The sequence below is a fragment of the Streptomyces sp. Z423-1 genome, assembly GCF_013009255.1.
Lineage (GTDB): Bacteria > Actinomycetota > Actinomycetes > Streptomycetales > Streptomycetaceae > Streptomyces > Streptomyces gossypiisoli.
Map to the genome: position 1 here is coordinate 8,670,068 of NZ_CP053109.1, position 15,460 is coordinate 8,685,527.

The window sequence follows — 15,460 nt, forward strand, 5'->3', positions numbered from 1 at the left end:
TGTGCCGCCCCGCGCCCGCCACTCCCGACAACATCGCACTGCGCGGCGCAGACGGATCAGTGGACCACCATCATGGTCGGCGTACCGGCCATGTGGAACGCGCTGCTGCACGCGGCGGGTGATAGGAATCCGGCGGACTTCGCCGCGGCGGTTGCAATGTCTACCCCGGTGACGGCGAGGCGCTCGTCGCCCCGCCTCGCGGGTTTAATGATTGTGGTGTCGGATTCAAGTACAGTTCCCTGGATGGACACTACTGCGCCCGAGGAGATCGACGGCGAGAAGGCACCGCCCATGGCGCCCCTCTCGCACCTCCGTGAGCCACCCACGACGAAGCGTGGAGCGCGGACACGGGCCGCTTTGGTGAAAGCCGCGCGGAAGGTGTTCGAACGGGACGGCTACCTCGACACCCGCCTGACCGACATCACCAAAGAGGCTCAATGCGCGGCGGGATCCTTCTACACCTACTTCGCCAACAAGGAAGAAGTGCTTGCCGCCGTCCTCCTGGAGGCGCAGGAGGACATGATGCACCCGGGCATGGGCCGGGTGCAGGGTACCGACGATCCCTATGCGGTACTCGAGGCGAGCAACCGCGCCTACCTCGCGGCATACAAGCGGAACGCGAAGCTGATGGCACTGCTGGAGCAGGTCGCCCAAGTGGAGCCGGAGTTCCGTGAGTTCCGAAGGCGGCGCGCCGACGCGTTCATCCGCCGCAATGCCCGCGGCATCGCCGACCTGCAGACGCGGGGTGTCGCAGACCGTGAGGTCGATCCGATGATGGCGTCCCGTGCGCTGTCCGGCATGGTCAGCGTCATGGCTTACAACGCCTTCGTGCGCAGTGAAGGACAAGAAGAAGATACGCCGGTGGACTTCGAGGAACTCGTGTCCACGGTCACCCGCCTCTGGGCGAACGCCCTGCGGTTCCCCGGCCACCACTGATCCGCCTGCCTCGTAGCCGCTCATACCCCTTGGGGTTGGGCGGCTTTCTCCATGTGGTTCCGTGCGGGCAACTATTGAACTTGACGTCGGATTCAACTATAGATTGGACGCATCGCAGGCCCCGTCAACGGAGAGGGTTGCCGTGAACGTTGCAGAAAGAGTCGCCGTCGTCACCGGTGGGGGTGGCGGCATCGGCAGCGCGCTGGTCGCACGGCTCGCTCGCGAGGGCGCCCGGGTCGTCGTCGCGGACCTCGACGCGGACACCGCGCGGGCGGTCTCGGAGAGCGTCAACGCCGACCATCCGGGAAGCACCGTCAGCGCCGGCGCGGACGTGTCGGACACCGAGCAGATCCAGCAGTTGGTCGACCTGGCGGAGAGCGCCTTCGGTCCGGTCGATTTCTACTTCGCGAACGCGGGCATCGCCGGGGCGCTCGGCCTCGACGCGAGCGAGCAGGACTGGGTCCGCTCGATCGACGTCAACCTGCGAGCCCACATCCGTGCGGCAAGGCTGCTGGTACCGCGGTGGCTCGAGCGCGGTGAGGGCTACTTCGTCAGCACGGCTTCGGCGGCCGGACTGCTCACCCAGGTCGGCTCCGCCACGTACGCCGTCACCAAGCACGCGGCCGTCGCCTTCGCCGAGTGGCTGAGTGTCACCTACGGCGACCGCGGGGTCCGGGTCAGCTGTCTGTGCCCGATGGGCGTGAACACCAGGCTGCTGTTCTCCGGGGAGGACTCGGGGGACGCGCTGGGAAGAGCCGCGACGCGGGCTGTCACCTCCGCCGGTGACGTCCTGGAGCCGGCCGAAGTCGCCGACTCCGTCCTGGCCGCGATCGAGGACGAGCGCTTCCTGATCCTCCCGCACGAAGACGTGCTTGAGATGTACCGGCAGAAGGGCTCGGACTACGACCGGTGGCTGCGCGGAATGCGTCGGTACCAGCGCTCCCTGCTGGCGCAGGCATGACCGGCGCGCCGGGCGAGCTCGTCCTCGCCGAACACCGAGGGCCGGTGCTGGTGCTCTCGTTCAACCGGCCCGCGAAGCTGAACGCCTGGACCGACGAACTCGAGGACCGCTATTTCGCGCTGCTCGACGCCGCCGAGGACGACCCGGACGTACGCGCCGTCGTGGTCACCGGCGCGGGACGCGGATTCTGCGCCGGAGCCGACCTGCAACGGCTGCAGGCGGTCGGCGAGGTCTCCGAGGCGGACCGGGCACCGCGCCGTCCGCGGGACATTCCGCGGACCCTGCGCAAACCGCTGATCGGAGCGATCAACGGAGTGGCCGCCGGCCTGGGCATGGTCGAGGCGCTCTACTGCGACATCCGCTTCGGCTCGCCCTCGGCCCGGTTCACCACGGCATTCGCGCAACGCGGGCTGATCGCCGAGTACGGGATCTCCTGGCTGTTGCCCCGGCTGGTGGGTCACAGCCGGGCAGCGGACCTGTTGCTGTCGAGTCGCATGGTGGACGCCGAGGAGGCCTTCAGTATCGGACTCCTCGACCACCTGGCCCCCACCGGCAGCGTGGTGGATGCCGCTGTCGCGTACGCCGCCGACCTGGCGAGGCGCTGCTCCCCGGCATCCATGGCCACCATCAAGAGCCAACTGAGCAACGACGCGGACGGCACCTACGCCGATTCCGTGACCCGGGCGGAAGGCCTCATGCTCCAGGCCTTCCGCGGGTCCGACGTCGTCGAAGGCGTGGCCAGTCACCTGGACAAGCGCCCGCCCAACTTTCTCTCCCTACCCGTCAGGAGTTCGGATGTCCCTGTTTGAGATGTCGGACCGCGCCAAGAAGTACCGGGCGGATCTGCTCGAGTTCATGGATGAGCACATCTACCCCGCCGAGGCGGTCTACGACGAGCAGATGCGCGCGTCGGGCGACCCGCACTTCCACCCGCCGATCCTCGAGGAACTCAAGGCGGAGGCGCGCAGGCGCGGACTGTGGAACCTCTTCCACCCGCACCCCGAGTGGGGCCCCGGTCTGACGAACCTCGAGTACGCGCCGCTGGCGGAGATCATGGGGCGCAGCCACATCGCCCCGGAAGCGTGCAACTGCAACGCTCCCGACACCGGCAACATGGAGGTGCTCACGCTGTTCGGCAGCGACGAGCACAAGGAGAAGTACCTCAAGCCCTTGCTCGACGGGACGATGGCCTCGGCCTTCGCGATGACCGAGCCGCGGGTCGCCAGCTCCGACGCCACCAACATCGAGCTGCGGATGGAGCGCGACGGCGACGAGTACGTGCTCAACGGCCGCAAGTGGTTCGCCTCGAACGCGATGCACAAGAACTGCAAGGTGCTCATCGTGATGGGCAAGACCGACCCCACGGCGGCCCCGCATCGCCAGCAGTCGATGATGGTCGTCCCGATCGACGCCCCCGGCGTCACCGTGGTCCGCAACCTCCCGGTGTTCGGGTACGCGGACCGCGAAGGCCATGCGGAGATCATCTTCGAGAACGTCCGGGTGCCGGCCAAGGACCTCCTCAAGGGCGAGGGCGAGGGCTTCGCGATCAGCCAGGCCCGGCTCGGGCCCGGCCGTATCCACCACTGCATGCGGGCGATCGGCGCGGCCGAGCGGGCACTGGAACTGATGTGCCGGCGCGCACAGTCACGGGTGACCTTCGGCAGTCCGGTCGCCGAACGGTCCAACATCCAGGACTGGATCGCGGAAGCGCGGATCGACATCGAGATGATCCGCCTGCTCACGCTCAAGGCCGCGTACCTGATGGACACGGTCGGGAACAAGGAAGCCCGCACCGAGATCGCGGCCATCAAGGTGGCCGCCCCTAACATCGCGTTGAAGATCATCGACCGCGCGATTCAGGTGCACGGGGGAGCGGGGGTGACCGACGACTTCCCGCTGGCCATGATGTACGCGCATCTGCGGACGCTGCGGCTGGCGGACGGTCCCGACGAGGTCCACAAGCGGGCCATCGCCAAGCAGGAACTGCGGCAGTACCGCGACGCGGCGACGGCGGCGGTGAACTGAGATGGCAGGACTCGATCTCACCGGCCGCACCGCCGTCGTCACCGGCGCCTCACGCGGCATCGGGCTGGCGATCGCCCAGGCCATCGCCGCTGCCGGCGGCAACGTCGTCCTCACCTCCCGGTCCCAGGAGGCGGCGGATGCCGCCGCGGCCCGGGTCGGGGGCACCGCGATCGGCGTCGGCGCGCACGCGGTCGACGAAGAGGCGGCACAGCGCTGTGTGGATCTGACCCTGGAGCGTTTCGGAAGCCTGGACATCCTCGTCAACAACGCGGGAACCAACCCGGCCTTCGGGCCGGTCATCGACCAGGACCACGGCCGGTTCGCCAAGACCTTCGACGTCAACCTGTGGGCTCCCGTCCTGTGGACGGGACTGGCCACCCGGGCCTGGATGGGCGAGCACGGCGGTGCGGTGGTCAACACGGCGTCGGTCGGCGGCATGGCCTTCGAGGCGAACATCGGGCTGTACAACGCGTCCAAGGCAGCACTGATCCACCTCACGAAGCAACTGGCCCTGGAACTCTCGCCGAAGGTCCGCGTCAACGCGGTGGCACCGGGTGTGGTGCGCACCAAGCTGGCCGAGGCGCTGTGGAAGGAGCACGAGGAGACAGTGTCCGCCTCGACGGCACTGGGGCGCATCGGGGAGCCGGCGGACATCGCCTCGGCGGTCGCCTTCCTCGTCTCCGACGCCGCGAGCTGGATCACCGGCGAGACCATGGTGATCGACGGCGGGCAACTGCTCGGTGACGCGCTCCCGTTCAGGCAAGGAGCCACCATCGGGGTCTGAGGTGGGGGACCGGGCGTCCGGTGTGCAGAACCGCCGGACGCTTCCTCGGGAGGCGCCCCGTCGAGCCACGCTTCCGGGTCAACCGGGCGGTGCCGACAGATGGATCAGGATCCCGCACACCTCGTCCACGATCTCCCGGGCCTCCGTCTCGTCCCCGCAGTCGCCCAGTTCACGCGCCGCCCCTCCGATGACGGTGGTCAGCACCCTCACCCGGACCCGCCCGGCACGTCGCTTCTCGTCCACCTCCAGGAGCCGGGCGTTGCGCCGTACCCACGCCCGGTCCCACTGGCGGCGCAGCGCGTCGAAGCCCGCTGGGCCGTCGTCCCCCACGAGGAGTCTGCCGAGCCGCCGGTTGTCCCAGGCACCCTCCAGGTACGCCCTGGCTCCCGCCACGAAGAGGGCGATGGGGTCGTCCACCCCGCGGCCGCGCTCGGCGGTCACCGTGGCCGCGGTCCGGCGCTCCTGCTCCGCCCGGAACTCCTCCCAGAGGGCGAGGTAGAGCCCTCGCTTTCCGCCGTAGTGCTGGAAGAGGCTGCCCACCGGGATGCCGGAGCGCGCCGCGATCTCGGTGAGGCCGGCGTCGGTGTAACCGCGCTCGGTGAACACGTCCAGCGCGGCGTTCAGCAGCGCGCGCCGGATCGAGCTGTCCTGACCGGCGTGGCCCTGCGACGGGCCCATGCTCGCCTGTTCCTCCGGCAGGTGACGCGCCGCCTCGGTCCCGGCGGACTCCGCGATGCCGCTCACTGGTCGTCCTCACCTTCCCCGGCCCCGTCGCGGATGGCGAGGGCGACCAGAAGTTCCAGGAGGTCGGCGATCCGGCGCGGATTGCGGCCGGTGCGTTCCTCGATGCGGCGCAACCGGTAGTGCGCCGTGTTGTGGTGGATCCGCAGTCGGTCGGCGGCCAGCCGTAGGTTGAGGTCCGCCTCCGCGAAGGCCCGAATGGTGGCGGCCAGCGTGTCGCCCCGTCTGCGGTCCTCCTTCAGCAGCGCCCGCACGCGGCAGTCGACCAGCTGGCGGGCGAGGTCGTCGGCGCGCAGCGCCAGGTAGTCGAAGGGGGACAGCCGCGGCAGCGCCGCCACCCCGCCCCCGCGGGGCACCAGGTCGAGGGCGGCCCGCGCCTCCGCGTAGGCGCGCGGCATTTCGGCAGCGCCCTGCGCGACGGTGCTGATGCCCATGGAGAGCATGGTCCCCTCCCGCGCGAGCCGCCGCTGCACGGCCTCGAAGTGGGCGCATATGTCCTCCGCGTCCATGCCGGCCCGCACCACGGGCACGGTCACCACCTCGCCGTGGCGTACGACGACCAGGGTTCTGCCCGCCCAGGGCCCGGCGACGCTGATCGACGCGCTTGAGGCGTACCCGTGCTCCGCCGAGGCGAGGTCCCCAGTGCCGGTGTTGTCGACGCACACGGCCACGACCGCCATCATCGGCGAGCGCGGACCGATGCCGTACGCCTGCGCCGCGGCGGACAGCGGACCGCGCGTCGGTGCCACGCCGGCCAGGAGCTGGTCCAGGAGATCCCGGCGCTCCCGGTCCGCGTCCGCCACCACGTGCTGCTGGTACTCGACATAGGCCTGCGCGGCATGGGTGCTGGCGTAGTCGACGTACCGCATCAGCGGGGTGACCAGGGACAGCGCCGCCTGCTGGGCCTCCGCGGAGGTACCAGCGCAGTCCAGCAGCGCATCCCACAGCACCTGCCGGCCGACCCGGAAGGCACTGATCCAGTCCTCCAGGGCGAACCCCGCCCGTGCTCTGCGCATCGCTGCCGCGCGGCTGAACACCAGGTCCTCGGGCGCGATGTCCCGGTCGCCGGCCAGCGCCGCCAGCTGCATCCGGTAGTGCTCGAGCACCTGGCCCCGTACGTCGTCGAAGAACCGCTCGTCCTGCAGCGCGTACGACGGGATCTCCGCGCGCATCACCTCGACGGCGGTCTCCGCCACCTCCTCGATCCGGTCGTGGACGGTGTGCAGGATCCGCCGCCGCTCCCGGCGGAGCGGTTCGGAGAGTCGGGGGGTGCCCAGAACGGGACCACGAGGCATGGCGCCGATCGTCGCCCCCGCGTCGTGCTCCGTCAACAGGGTCGGGGTGAGACATCCGCGGGCACCTGTGCGCGGCGCACAGTCCGGCGTCCCGGAAGTTGGGTGCTCACACCCAATGTGCGCCCGGAACACCCCCACCTACTGTGACGCTCGCCCACCCCCCAGCACGTCGGAAAGGGCGTCACTCATGCTCGCGGTCGACGGTATCAGCGTGCGCTTCGGCGGGATCACGGCACTGGACGGTGTCGGGTTCACCGTCGAGCCGGGCACCGCCGTAGGGCTCATCGGACCGAACGGAGCCGGCAAGACCACCTTGTTCAACTGCCTCACCAGGCGCTGCACCCCCGATGCGGGATCGGTGCGGTTCGAGGGTGTGGACCTGCTCGCCCTTCCGCCGCACGCCGTGGCCGGGCGCGGCATCGCCCGCACCTTCCAGAACCTCGGCCTGTTCCCGCGGCTCACCGTCCGGGAGAACGTCATGGTCGGCGCCCACAGCCGGGGGCGCACCGGACACCTCGCCGCGGCGCTCCGGCTGCCCCGCGTCCGGCGAGAGGAGAGGGAACTACGTGACCAGGCGGACGACCTGCTACGGCGACTCGGCCTGGCGGACGTCGCCGACCACCCCGCCTCCGGGCTGCCGTTCGGCACGCTCAAACGTGTCGAACTCGCCCGGGCGCTCGCGGTACGGCCGCGGCTGCTGCTGCTCGACGAACCCGTCAACGGGCTCAGCCACGGCGAGGTCGGCCAATTCGCGGATCTGGTCCGGTCGGTCCGCCAGGACTTCGACCTCACCCTCGTGGTGGTCGAACACCACATGGGCTTCGTGATGGGCCTGTGCGACAAGGTGGTCTGCCTCGACTTCGGCCGCAAGATCGCCGAGGGCACGCCCGAGGAGATCCAGCGCGACGCGGCGGTCATCGAGGCGTACCTGGGGGTGGCCGCATGAGCGAGCCCACCACAGAGCGCACCGAGGCCGCGGAGGGTGCGGAGCAGCCGGACTTTCTGAACGTCACCGGCCTGCACGCCGGATACGGCCAGGCCCGCGTGCTCCAGGGCCTCGACTTCTCCGTCGCCCGTGGCGAGGTGTGCGCGATCCTCGGCCCCAACGGCGCGGGCAAGACCACCACGCTGCGGGCCCTGTGCGGCATGGTCCGCGGCCGTGGCTCGATCACCTTGAACGGCACGGAGCTGCTGGGCCGCTCGCCCGAGCAGGCCGCCCGGCTCGGCGTGGCGCATGTGCCCGAGGGCCGGGGCACCTTCAACGACCTGACCGTCGAGGAGAACCTGCGCGTCGGCGCCCACCTGCGCACCGGTCTCGGGCGGCGGGGCCGCGCCGAGCGGGCGGCCGTGGCGGCCGACCTGGAGCGGATCTACGGCTACTTCCCCAAGCTGCGCCAGCGCTCGCGTCAGGCCGCGGGCAGCCTCAGCGGCGGGGAGCAGCAGATGCTCGCCATCGGCAGGGCGCTGATGCTGCGGCCCTCGCTGCTGCTCCTGGACGAGCCGTCCCTGGGGCTCGCCCCGCTGGTCACCCGTGAACTGTTCGAGATCGTCCGTGCCGTCAACGAGGAGGAACGCACCACTGTGGTCGTCGTCGAGCAGAACGCCCAGCTCGCGCTGGACATCGCGCACCGGGCGCACGTACTGGAGGCCGGCCGCCTGGTGCTGTCCGGACCGGCTGAGCAGATCCGGGAGGACGGACAGGTCGCCGAGGTGTACCTCGGTGTCTCCGTCAGCGCCCGGAAGGCCGGGTGAGCGCCGTGACCGAGTTTCTCCAGCAAGTGGTGGAAGGGCTGGGCTCCGGCGCGGTGTACGCCAGCCTGGCGCTGGCCCTGGTGCTGATCCACCGGTTCACCGGGATCGTCAATTTCGCGCAGGGCGAGCTCGCCATGATCTCCACGTACGTCGCCTGGCAGCTCGTGGCGTCCGGGATGCCGTTCTGGCTGGCGCTGCCCGTCACCCTCGCGGTGTCCTTCGCCGGCGGCATGCTGGTCGAGCGGATCGTCATCCGCCCCGTGCAGGGCGCACCCGAGCTGACGGTCGTCATCGTCACGGTCGGCCTGTTCATCTTCGTCAACGCGCTGGCCGGCCTGATCTGGTCGTTCACCGTGAAGGACTTCCCGCAGCAGTTCCCCGACGGCGGGCTCGACCTGGCCGGGGTGCGCGTGGACTGGTCGACGCTCGGGATCATCGGCGTGGTGGCTGTCGTGATGGGCCTGCTGTACCTGCTGTTCCAGCACACCTCGGCCGGGCTGGTGATGCGGGCGGTCGCCTGCAACCCGGCGTCCGCCCGGCTGTCGGGCATCCGGGTGAGCCGGGTCCTGATGCTCGGCTGGGGGCTGGCCGCGACGGTCGGCGCCGTGTCGGGCGTACTCGTCGCCCCGCTGTTGTTCCTGGAGCCCAACATGATGGGCGGGGTGCTGATCTACGCGTTCGCCGCGGCCACCCTCGGCGGCTTCGACAGCCCGGTCGGTGCGGTCGTAGGCGGCCTGTTCGTGGGCCTCGCCGAGACGCTGACCGGGGCGTACGTCGATGTGGTCGGCGCCGATCTCAAGGTGGGCGTCCCCCTGGTGATCATCCTGGCGGTGCTGCTGGTGCGGCCCCAGGGCCTGTTCGGACGAGCGGCGGTGGAACGCGCATGAGCACGATCATCGCCACACTCGGCACGGACCGCGCACGGCGCCTGCGGGCCGCGCTCACCGTCCTGCTCGCGGCGGCGGTCGCCGTCGGCGCACCGTTCTACTTCGCCCCCTTCCAGGTCTTCCAGCTGACCATGGTGCTCCTGTACGCCGTGGCACTGGCCGGGCTGAACCTGCTGGTCGGCTTCGGCGGGCAGATCTCGCTCGGGCACGGCGCGTTCTTCGCGGCGGGCGCCTACACGGCGGCCGTCATGCTCGACCGGTACGACACCGGCCACCTGGCCACACTGCCGGTCGCGGCAGCCGGATGCTTCCTGCTGGGCCTCGGGTTCGGAGTGCCCGCGCTGCGGCTGCGCGGCCTGTACCTGGCCCTGGTCACCCTCGCGTTCGCGGTGTTCCTGCCGCCCCTGCTCAAGCGGCTCGAACCGGTGACGGGCGGCTCCATGGGCCTGACGGTGGACAAGCTGCAGCCGCCCGCGTGGAGCGGTCTGGCCGAGGACCAGTGGATGTACCTCGTCGTCCTCGCCGTCGCCGCGGTGGCCCTGCTGCTCGCCCGCAACCTGCTGCGGTCCCGGGTCGGCCGGGCACTGCTCGCCGTACGGGACAACGAGAGCGCCGCCGAGGTCATGGGCGTACGGCTGTCGCTGCACAAGACCCTCGCCTTCGCCTGGAGCGCGATGTTCGCGGGTGTCGCCGGGTGCCTGTACACCTGGGTGATCGGCTTCGTCTCGCCCGACTCCTTCAGCTTCGTGCTGTCCATCACGCTGCTGGCCGGTCTGGTCGTCGGGGGACTTGCCTCCCTGTACGGGCCCCTGCTGGGGGCGGCGTTCGTGATGTACGTGCCGAGCGTGTCCCAGGACGTCAGCGAGGCGGCACCGGGCGTGGTCTTCGGCCTGCTGATCATCACGGTGATGTTCGTGGCCCCGACGGGACTGGCCGGTCTGCCGGGCCGCGTCCGGGCCGCTGTCGCCCGCCGCCTGCCCCACCCCGCAGCCACCCCCGACCGGACGCCCGAGGCCGAACCCGCGCCGGATGCGGAGCCCGACTCCCCGACCTCCTCCGAACCCACCGCGACGGACACCCCCGCGGACCCCGCAGGTGCCGATGCCGAACCCGTGGGCGCACCGCCCCGCACGGAAAAGGAATGAATCACATGCGCAAGACCACCGCGCTGCGGGCGGCTGCCGCCGCGACCGCCGCCCTGCTCACCGCGACCGCCTGCAGCAGCCAGCGAGGGCAGGACGCCCAGGACACCGCCGCCGACGGTGCCTGCAAGGGCCAGCAGACCACCGGCATCACCGACACGACCATCAAGCTGGGCGGGATCTACCCGCTGTCGGGACCCGCCTCCGCCTACGGCACGATCAGCAAGGGCGTGGCCGCCTACTTCGACCATGTCAACGACGAGGGCGGCATAGACGGCCGCAAGGTGGAGTTCATCGTCCGGGACGACGGCTACCAGCCGCCCAAGGCGGTCGAGGAGGCCCGCAGACTGGTCGAGCGGGAGAAGGTCTTCGCCGTGTTCCAGACCCTGGGCACCCCGTCCACCGCAGCCGTCTGGGACTACCTCAACAAGCAGAAGGTGCCGCAGCCCTTCGTCGCCACGGGCGCCTCCATCTGGGGTACGGACGACAAGCACCCCTGGACCACCGGCTGGCAGCCCAACTACGTCTCCGAGGCGCGGGTGTACGCCAAGTACCTCAAGGACGAGAGGCCGAAGGCCACGGTCGCGGTCCTCTTCCAGAACGACGACTTCGGCAAGGACCTGCTCGGCGGGTTCAAGGAGGCTGTCGCCGGCAGCGGCATCAAGGTGGTCGCCGAGGAGAGCTACGAGGTCACCGACCCCTCCGTCTCGGCGCAGATGACGAGCCTCGCCCGGTCCAAGGCCGACGTGCTGCTCAACATCACCACGCCCAAGTTCGGCAGTCAGGCCCTCGCCGCCGACGCCAAGAACGCCAAGTGGAACCCGCTGCACATCGTCAACAACGTGTCCTCGTCCGCCACCGTGCTCCAGCCGGTCGGGTTCAAGAACGTCCAGGGCGTGGTCTCGGCGACGTACTTCAAGGACCCCGCCGACCCGCAGTGGGCCGACGACGCGGAGATGAAGGCGTACAAGGACGCGCTGCACAAGTACGCGTCCGACTCGGACCCGGCCAACCAGTTCAACGCCTACGGCTGGGCCGCCGCCTCCAGCCTGCACAAGGCGCTGGACGCCATGGAGTGCCCGACCAGGGAGGGGCTGCGGGACGCGGTGCGCGACCTGAAGGACGTGAAGGTGGACATGCTGCTGCCCGGCGTCACCCTCTCCACCGGGCCCGACGATGCCTTCCCGATCGAGACGATGCAGCTGATGCGGTTCAAGGGCGAACGGTGGCAGCTGTTCGGCGAGCCGGTGGACACCCGTAAGGAGTTCGGCCCGCTCGCCAAGTGAGCCGGCGGGGGCGGTCCCGGTCGATGCCCTGACCCTCGGGATCGCCCCCGCTCTGTCACCGGCGCAACGTCTCCGCCAAGCGGAACGGCCCGCGCCGGGGCCACGGGGAACCGCACAGGGTGTTGGGTGGCGGCAGTCGCTGTCCGGCCGGCGTGGAGGAGCCACTCACCCCACCTGCGCCGCGCCGGTACCACCGACGAGGGCGGGCGCGGCCTGGACCTGGTGGCCCAGATGGCCAGTCCCAGACCTTGCTACTCCTGGCCGGGAACAGCCATCTCCCCCAGCAGCGACCAGTCGTGCTGCGGGACATTCATGTTGACGATGCGCGGCGTCTCGACCAGATGGGGCGGCAACGTCTGCTGCGCGGCCTTGAAGTGCGCGGACTGCACATGCGCGCCCCCGGCCTCGTCGTCGCGGAAGGCCTCGACCAGGACGTACTCCGTCGGGTCCTCCACACTGCGCGACCAGTCGAACCACAGGCAGCCGGGTTCGGCGCGCGTGGCCCGGGTGAAGTCAGCGGTGATCTCGGGCCAGCGGTCGGCGTGCTCGGGACGGACTCGGAACTTGGCGGTGATGAAGATCATGGAATTCCTTCGCTGTGTGTGCGTCGCTTCTTACGACCCCGGCGGGCGGGCAGGTGGCGCTTCCTGTCCGCCCGTCATGACGACCGGAGTACCAACTGACCGTCCGCGTACGGCAGGACCTTGGCGCGCGGAAGATGGACCAGGACCTCCTCGTCCGGCGGAACTCCCTCCTCCCGCGGCGTCTTGGTCCTCAGGAGCTGCCCGTCGACCTCGACCTCCAGCACGCGTTGCGCGCCATGGTCCGTGACGCCCCGCAGTCTGCCGGGGAAGGTGTTGGGACCGGGGTCTGTGACGATCTTGACATACTCGGGTCGGACGCCCACCTGTACCTCGGTGGTGCTGTGCGGAATGGCCCAGGCGGCGGACAGCGTCCGGCCACCCAGCGCGAGGGATCCGTCGCCTTGGTCCACGGTCAGAAAGTTCATCGCCGGTGAGCCGATGAAGTAGCCGACGTAGGTGGAGGAGGGCGCCTCGAAGAGCTGCTCCGGGGTGCCCTGCTGCACGGCGCGGCCGTCCTTCATCACCAGCACTTCCTGCGCGAAGCTCATCGCCTCGTACTGGTCGTGCGTCACGTAGATCACGGTAGGCCTGAACTGCTCGGTGATCTCCCGGATCTTGCGCCGCAGCAGGTGCTTCAGCTGCGGGTCGATGACGGTGAGCGGCTCGTCCATCAGTACGGCCGCGACGTCGTCCCGGACCAGACCGCGGCCGAGTGAGATCAGCTGTTTGTCGTCGGCGGTGAGCCCGCGGGCGGGCTGCTTCAGCCGGCCGTGCAGGTCCAGTGCCTCGGCGACCTGCTGGACCTTGGCGTCGATCCTCGCCCTGTCCCAGCGTCGGCATCGGAGCGGGAAGGCGAGGTTCTCGTAGACCGTCATCGACCTGTAGATGACGGGGAACTGGAAGACCTGAGCGATGTTGCGGGCCTTCGTGGGCAGGGCGGTGACGTCGACCCCGTCGAACAGCACCCGCCCCTGAGACGGTCTGACCAGACCGGACAGGATGTTCAGCAGCGTCGTCTTGCCGCAGCCCGACGGGCCGACCAGTGCGTATGTCCTGCCGGACTCGAAAGTCAGGTTCAGCGGCTTGAGAGCCCACCGCTCCTCTTCGACACCCGGCGCGTACGCGTGCCCGACGTCGACGATGTCCAACTGCGCCATGTCAACGCCCTTCCGCTGGAGCGAGATCGTATGAAGGTGTCCGCACGAGCGTGCCCTGCTCGTCGAAGGCGAACAGCCGGTCGGGGCGGAGTCGCAGTCTGACCAGGTCGCCGAGGGTGAGGTCGTGGATGCCCTCGATCTGTACGACGAAGGGGCTCTCGCCGGCGACCACGTGGACGAATGTCTCGGAACCGGAGATCTCCACGAAGGTGACCTCGCCCTCGACCCCGCTGGAGGCCAGGCCGACGTCCGTGGCGCGCAGTCCGAACTGGTAGGCACCGTCGGGCAGATCGGCCAGGTGCGCGGAGACGTGTGTGGCCTGGAAGCCGGCCACCGTGACCTGGCCACCCTTGATCCTGCCCGCGAAGATGTTCATGGGCGGGTCGTTGATGATGGACGCCACTGTCGTGGTCGCCGGGCGTTCGTAGACCTCCTGCGGGGTGCCGGTCTGGAGGATCCGCCCCTCGTGCATGACCAGCACCACGTCACCGAGCATCATCGCCTCGGCGGGTTCGGTGGTCGTGTAGATGACGATGGTGTCCCCCCGGTCCGAGAAGAGGGTCTTGAATTCGTCGCGCAGTTGTTCGCGCAGCTTGTAGTCCAGGTTCGCCAGCGGCTCGTCGAGCAGGAGGACGCCGGTACCGCGCGCCAGGGCCCGGGCCATGGCGACGCGCTGCTGCTGGCCGCCGGAGAGCTGGGACGGCTTGCGCTTTTCGAAGTCCGCGAGCCCTACGCGCGCCAGGCTCTGCCGGACCCGTTGCTCGATCTCCTCCCGTGACAGCCCGGCCCGCTTCAGCGGGAAGGCCACGTTGCGGAACACGTCGAGATGCGGATAGTTGATGAACTGCTGGTAGACCATGGCGGTGTCGCGCCGCCACACCGGCGTCCTCAGGAAGTCCGCTCCCGCCCGGGTCAGGGAGCCGGAATCCACTTTCTGCAGGCCGGCCAGGACCCGCAGCAGCGTCGTCTTTCCGGCCATCGTCCGGCCGATGACGGTGTGGAGCCGTCCCGGCTGGAAGGTCGCGGTCACGTTCCTGAGGTGGTCGACGCCGTCGACGGTCAGGCACAGATCAGTGGCGTTCAGGTTCATCGGACGGCTCCCGACAGGTTCCCCTTGGACAGATAGCGCTCCACCCAAATGGCGAGCAGGACCAGCGGTGTCACGCCGAAGAGCGCGGCCGCGGACAGCGTCCACCAGGGCGGAATGGAGGAGTTGAGGGCGACGACGGCCTGGGGCAGGGTCTGGACCTCGGTGAAGGTCAGCCGGAAGGCGAAGAAGAAGTCGTTCCAGCCGAAGACGGCGCAGAACATCGCCGCCACGGTCAGGCCGGGCAGGGAGTTCGGCAGGATCGCCCGTACGAAGGTCTGGAACGGGCCGCAGCCGTCCAGCATCGCCATCTCGTCGATCTCCCGCGGGATGCCGTTGAAGAAGTCCACCATCACCCAGACCGCGATCGGCAGCAGCAGCGCGACCGTCACGATGACCAGGCCGGGGATGCTGTCCAGGAGGCCGCCCCACTGCAGGAGGTAGAAGAAGGGGATCACCAGGACGACGGGCGGCATGATCCGTTGGGAGACGAAGAAGAAGACGATGTCGCCGTTCTTGATGAAGCCCAGCCTGAACCGGTAGCGGGACAGTGCGTAGGCGGCCAGGGACCCCAGGGCCAGGCTGATGGCCGACGCCGCGACGGTGACGATCGCGCTGTTGACGAAGGGATGCACCACATCGACACCGCCGGCTCCGCCGAAGATGTTGCGCCAGCCGGTGAGGGTGGGTTCGTACTGCGCCCAGGGGATGTAGGTGGGACCGCCCTGGACCGCGTTGGCGTTCTTGAAGCTGGTCGTCATCGCCCAGAAGAAAGGTCCCGCGACGAAGCAAGCCCACAGGGCGATCACGGTGTATTTGAACG

At 69.6% G+C, this 15,460-nt stretch carries 16 protein-coding genes; 10 read left to right on the forward strand and 6 right to left on the reverse strand.

Annotated elements, in window-relative coordinates; all coding sequences use genetic code 11:
* Window positions 1-243 precede the first annotated feature (243 nt).
* The 5 genes from HJD23_RS39540 to HJD23_RS39560 all read left to right on the forward strand — a co-directional run bounded on the left by HJD23_RS39540 (window position 244) and on the right by HJD23_RS39560 (window position 4,706).
* Complete coding sequence (locus HJD23_RS39540; RefSeq protein WP_171109275.1) at window positions 244-936, forward strand: TetR/AcrR family transcriptional regulator; 693 nt, start codon at window positions 244-246, stop codon at window positions 934-936.
* A 142-nt stretch (window positions 937-1,078) separates the two neighbouring features.
* Window positions 1,079-1,897, forward strand: a complete 819-nt coding sequence (locus tag HJD23_RS39545; RefSeq protein ID WP_171109274.1) for an SDR family oxidoreductase — start codon at window positions 1,079-1,081, stop codon at window positions 1,895-1,897.
* Entirely contained in the window at window positions 1,894-2,706 is an 813-nt protein-coding gene (locus HJD23_RS39550) for an enoyl-CoA hydratase-related protein (RefSeq protein ID WP_171109273.1), read from the forward strand. The genes HJD23_RS39545 and HJD23_RS39550 overlap by 4 nt, the downstream gene beginning before the upstream one ends.
* Window positions 2,693-3,922: an acyl-CoA dehydrogenase family protein gene (locus HJD23_RS39555; protein ID WP_171109272.1), complete on the forward strand. Its 1,230-nt coding sequence runs from the start codon at window positions 2,693-2,695 to the stop codon at window positions 3,920-3,922. The genes HJD23_RS39550 and HJD23_RS39555 overlap by 14 nt, the downstream gene beginning before the upstream one ends.
* A 1-nt stretch (window position 3,923) precedes the next feature.
* The gene (locus HJD23_RS39560) at window positions 3,924-4,706 is read left to right on the forward strand and encodes an SDR family oxidoreductase (protein WP_171109271.1); all 783 of its coding nucleotides are present in this window, start codon (window positions 3,924-3,926) and stop codon (window positions 4,704-4,706) included.
* A gap of 78 nt (window positions 4,707-4,784) precedes the next feature.
* On the opposite strand, the gene HJD23_RS39565 is transcribed toward HJD23_RS39560, so the two are convergent.
* Window positions 4,785-5,450 carry a TetR/AcrR family transcriptional regulator gene (locus HJD23_RS39565; protein ID WP_197973798.1) on the reverse strand — a complete coding sequence of 222 codons (666 nt, stop codon included), beginning with the start codon at window positions 5,448-5,450 and terminating at the stop codon, window positions 4,785-4,787.
* Window positions 5,447-6,742, reverse strand: a complete 1,296-nt coding sequence (locus HJD23_RS39570; RefSeq protein ID WP_171109270.1) for a helix-turn-helix domain-containing protein — start codon at window positions 6,740-6,742, stop codon at window positions 5,447-5,449. Before HJD23_RS39570 ends, HJD23_RS39565 begins: the two co-directional genes overlap by 4 nt.
* 187 nt (window positions 6,743-6,929) lie before the next feature.
* Here HJD23_RS39570 and HJD23_RS39575 point away from each other — a divergent pair, with 187 nt between their 5' ends.
* Genes HJD23_RS39575 through HJD23_RS39595 form a run of 5 tightly spaced genes read left to right on the forward strand, consistent with a single transcriptional unit; the run spans window position 6,930 to window position 11,809 of the window.
* Window positions 6,930-7,688: an ABC transporter ATP-binding protein gene (locus tag HJD23_RS39575; protein ID WP_171109269.1), complete on the forward strand. Its 759-nt coding sequence runs from the start codon at window positions 6,930-6,932 to the stop codon at window positions 7,686-7,688.
* Window positions 7,685-8,494, forward strand: a complete 810-nt coding sequence (locus tag HJD23_RS39580) for an ABC transporter ATP-binding protein (RefSeq protein ID WP_171109268.1) — start codon at window positions 7,685-7,687, stop codon at window positions 8,492-8,494. Before HJD23_RS39575 ends, HJD23_RS39580 begins: the two co-directional genes overlap by 4 nt.
* Before the next feature lie 5 nt (window positions 8,495-8,499).
* Entirely contained in the window at window positions 8,500-9,381 is an 882-nt protein-coding gene (locus HJD23_RS39585) for a branched-chain amino acid ABC transporter permease (protein WP_171109267.1), read from the forward strand.
* Entirely contained in the window at window positions 9,378-10,526 is a 1,149-nt protein-coding gene (locus HJD23_RS39590; RefSeq protein WP_171109266.1) for a branched-chain amino acid ABC transporter permease, read from the forward strand. The genes HJD23_RS39585 and HJD23_RS39590 overlap by 4 nt, the downstream gene beginning before the upstream one ends.
* A 5-nt stretch (window positions 10,527-10,531) precedes the next feature.
* Window positions 10,532-11,809 carry an ABC transporter substrate-binding protein gene (locus HJD23_RS39595; RefSeq protein ID WP_171109265.1) on the forward strand — a complete coding sequence of 426 codons (1,278 nt, stop codon included), beginning with the start codon at window positions 10,532-10,534 and terminating at the stop codon, window positions 11,807-11,809.
* Window positions 11,810-12,060: 251 nt separating this feature from the next.
* Here the strand turns inward: HJD23_RS39595 and HJD23_RS39600 are convergent, their stop codons facing one another.
* From HJD23_RS39600 to HJD23_RS39615, 4 genes are all read right to left on the reverse strand, one after another.
* Window positions 12,061-12,393 carry a putative quinol monooxygenase gene (locus tag HJD23_RS39600; protein ID WP_171109264.1) on the reverse strand — a complete coding sequence of 111 codons (333 nt, stop codon included), beginning with the start codon at window positions 12,391-12,393 and terminating at the stop codon, window positions 12,061-12,063.
* Between the two features lie 74 nt (window positions 12,394-12,467).
* Entirely contained in the window at window positions 12,468-13,550 is a 1,083-nt protein-coding gene (locus tag HJD23_RS39605) for an ABC transporter ATP-binding protein (protein ID WP_171109263.1), read from the reverse strand.
* Window position 13,551: 1 nt separating this feature from the next.
* Complete coding sequence (locus HJD23_RS39610) at window positions 13,552-14,640, reverse strand: ABC transporter ATP-binding protein (protein ID WP_171109262.1); 1,089 nt, start codon at window positions 14,638-14,640, stop codon at window positions 13,552-13,554.
* Complete coding sequence (locus tag HJD23_RS39615; protein ID WP_240980922.1) at window positions 14,637-15,398, reverse strand: carbohydrate ABC transporter permease; 762 nt, start codon at window positions 15,396-15,398, stop codon at window positions 14,637-14,639. The genes HJD23_RS39610 and HJD23_RS39615 overlap by 4 nt, the downstream gene beginning before the upstream one ends.
* Window positions 15,399-15,460: the final 62 nt, after the last annotated feature.

What these genes read in the sequence shown, in the direction of transcription:
- HJD23_RS39540 (WP_171109275.1), top strand. Translation starts at nt 244, where the DNA reads ATGGACACTACTGCGCCCGAGGAGATCGACGGCGAGAAGGCACCGCCC.
- HJD23_RS39610 (WP_171109262.1), bottom strand. Translation starts at nt 14,640, where the DNA reads ATGAACCTGAACGCCACTGATCTGTGCCTGACCGTCGACGGCGTCGAC.
- HJD23_RS39570 (WP_171109270.1), bottom strand. Translation starts at nt 6,742, where the DNA reads ATGCCTCGTGGTCCCGTTCTGGGCACCCCCCGACTCTCCGAACCGCTC.
- HJD23_RS39600 (WP_171109264.1), bottom strand. Translation starts at nt 12,393, where the DNA reads ATGATCTTCATCACCGCCAAGTTCCGAGTCCGTCCCGAGCACGCCGAC.
- HJD23_RS39555 (WP_171109272.1), top strand. Translation starts at nt 2,693, where the DNA reads ATGTCCCTGTTTGAGATGTCGGACCGCGCCAAGAAGTACCGGGCGGAT.
- HJD23_RS39560 (WP_171109271.1), top strand. Translation starts at nt 3,924, where the DNA reads ATGGCAGGACTCGATCTCACCGGCCGCACCGCCGTCGTCACCGGCGCC.
- HJD23_RS39595 (WP_171109265.1), top strand. Translation starts at nt 10,532, where the DNA reads ATGCGCAAGACCACCGCGCTGCGGGCGGCTGCCGCCGCGACCGCCGCC.
- HJD23_RS39580 (WP_171109268.1), top strand. Translation starts at nt 7,685, where the DNA reads ATGAGCGAGCCCACCACAGAGCGCACCGAGGCCGCGGAGGGTGCGGAG.
- HJD23_RS39550 (WP_171109273.1), top strand. Translation starts at nt 1,894, where the DNA reads ATGACCGGCGCGCCGGGCGAGCTCGTCCTCGCCGAACACCGAGGGCCG.
- HJD23_RS39575 (WP_171109269.1), top strand. Translation starts at nt 6,930, where the DNA reads ATGCTCGCGGTCGACGGTATCAGCGTGCGCTTCGGCGGGATCACGGCA.
- HJD23_RS39605 (WP_171109263.1), bottom strand. Translation starts at nt 13,550, where the DNA reads ATGGCGCAGTTGGACATCGTCGACGTCGGGCACGCGTACGCGCCGGGT.
- HJD23_RS39590 (WP_171109266.1), top strand. Translation starts at nt 9,378, where the DNA reads ATGAGCACGATCATCGCCACACTCGGCACGGACCGCGCACGGCGCCTG.
- HJD23_RS39615 (WP_240980922.1), bottom strand. Translation starts at nt 15,398, where the DNA reads ATGACGACCAGCTTCAAGAACGCCAACGCGGTCCAGGGCGGTCCCACC.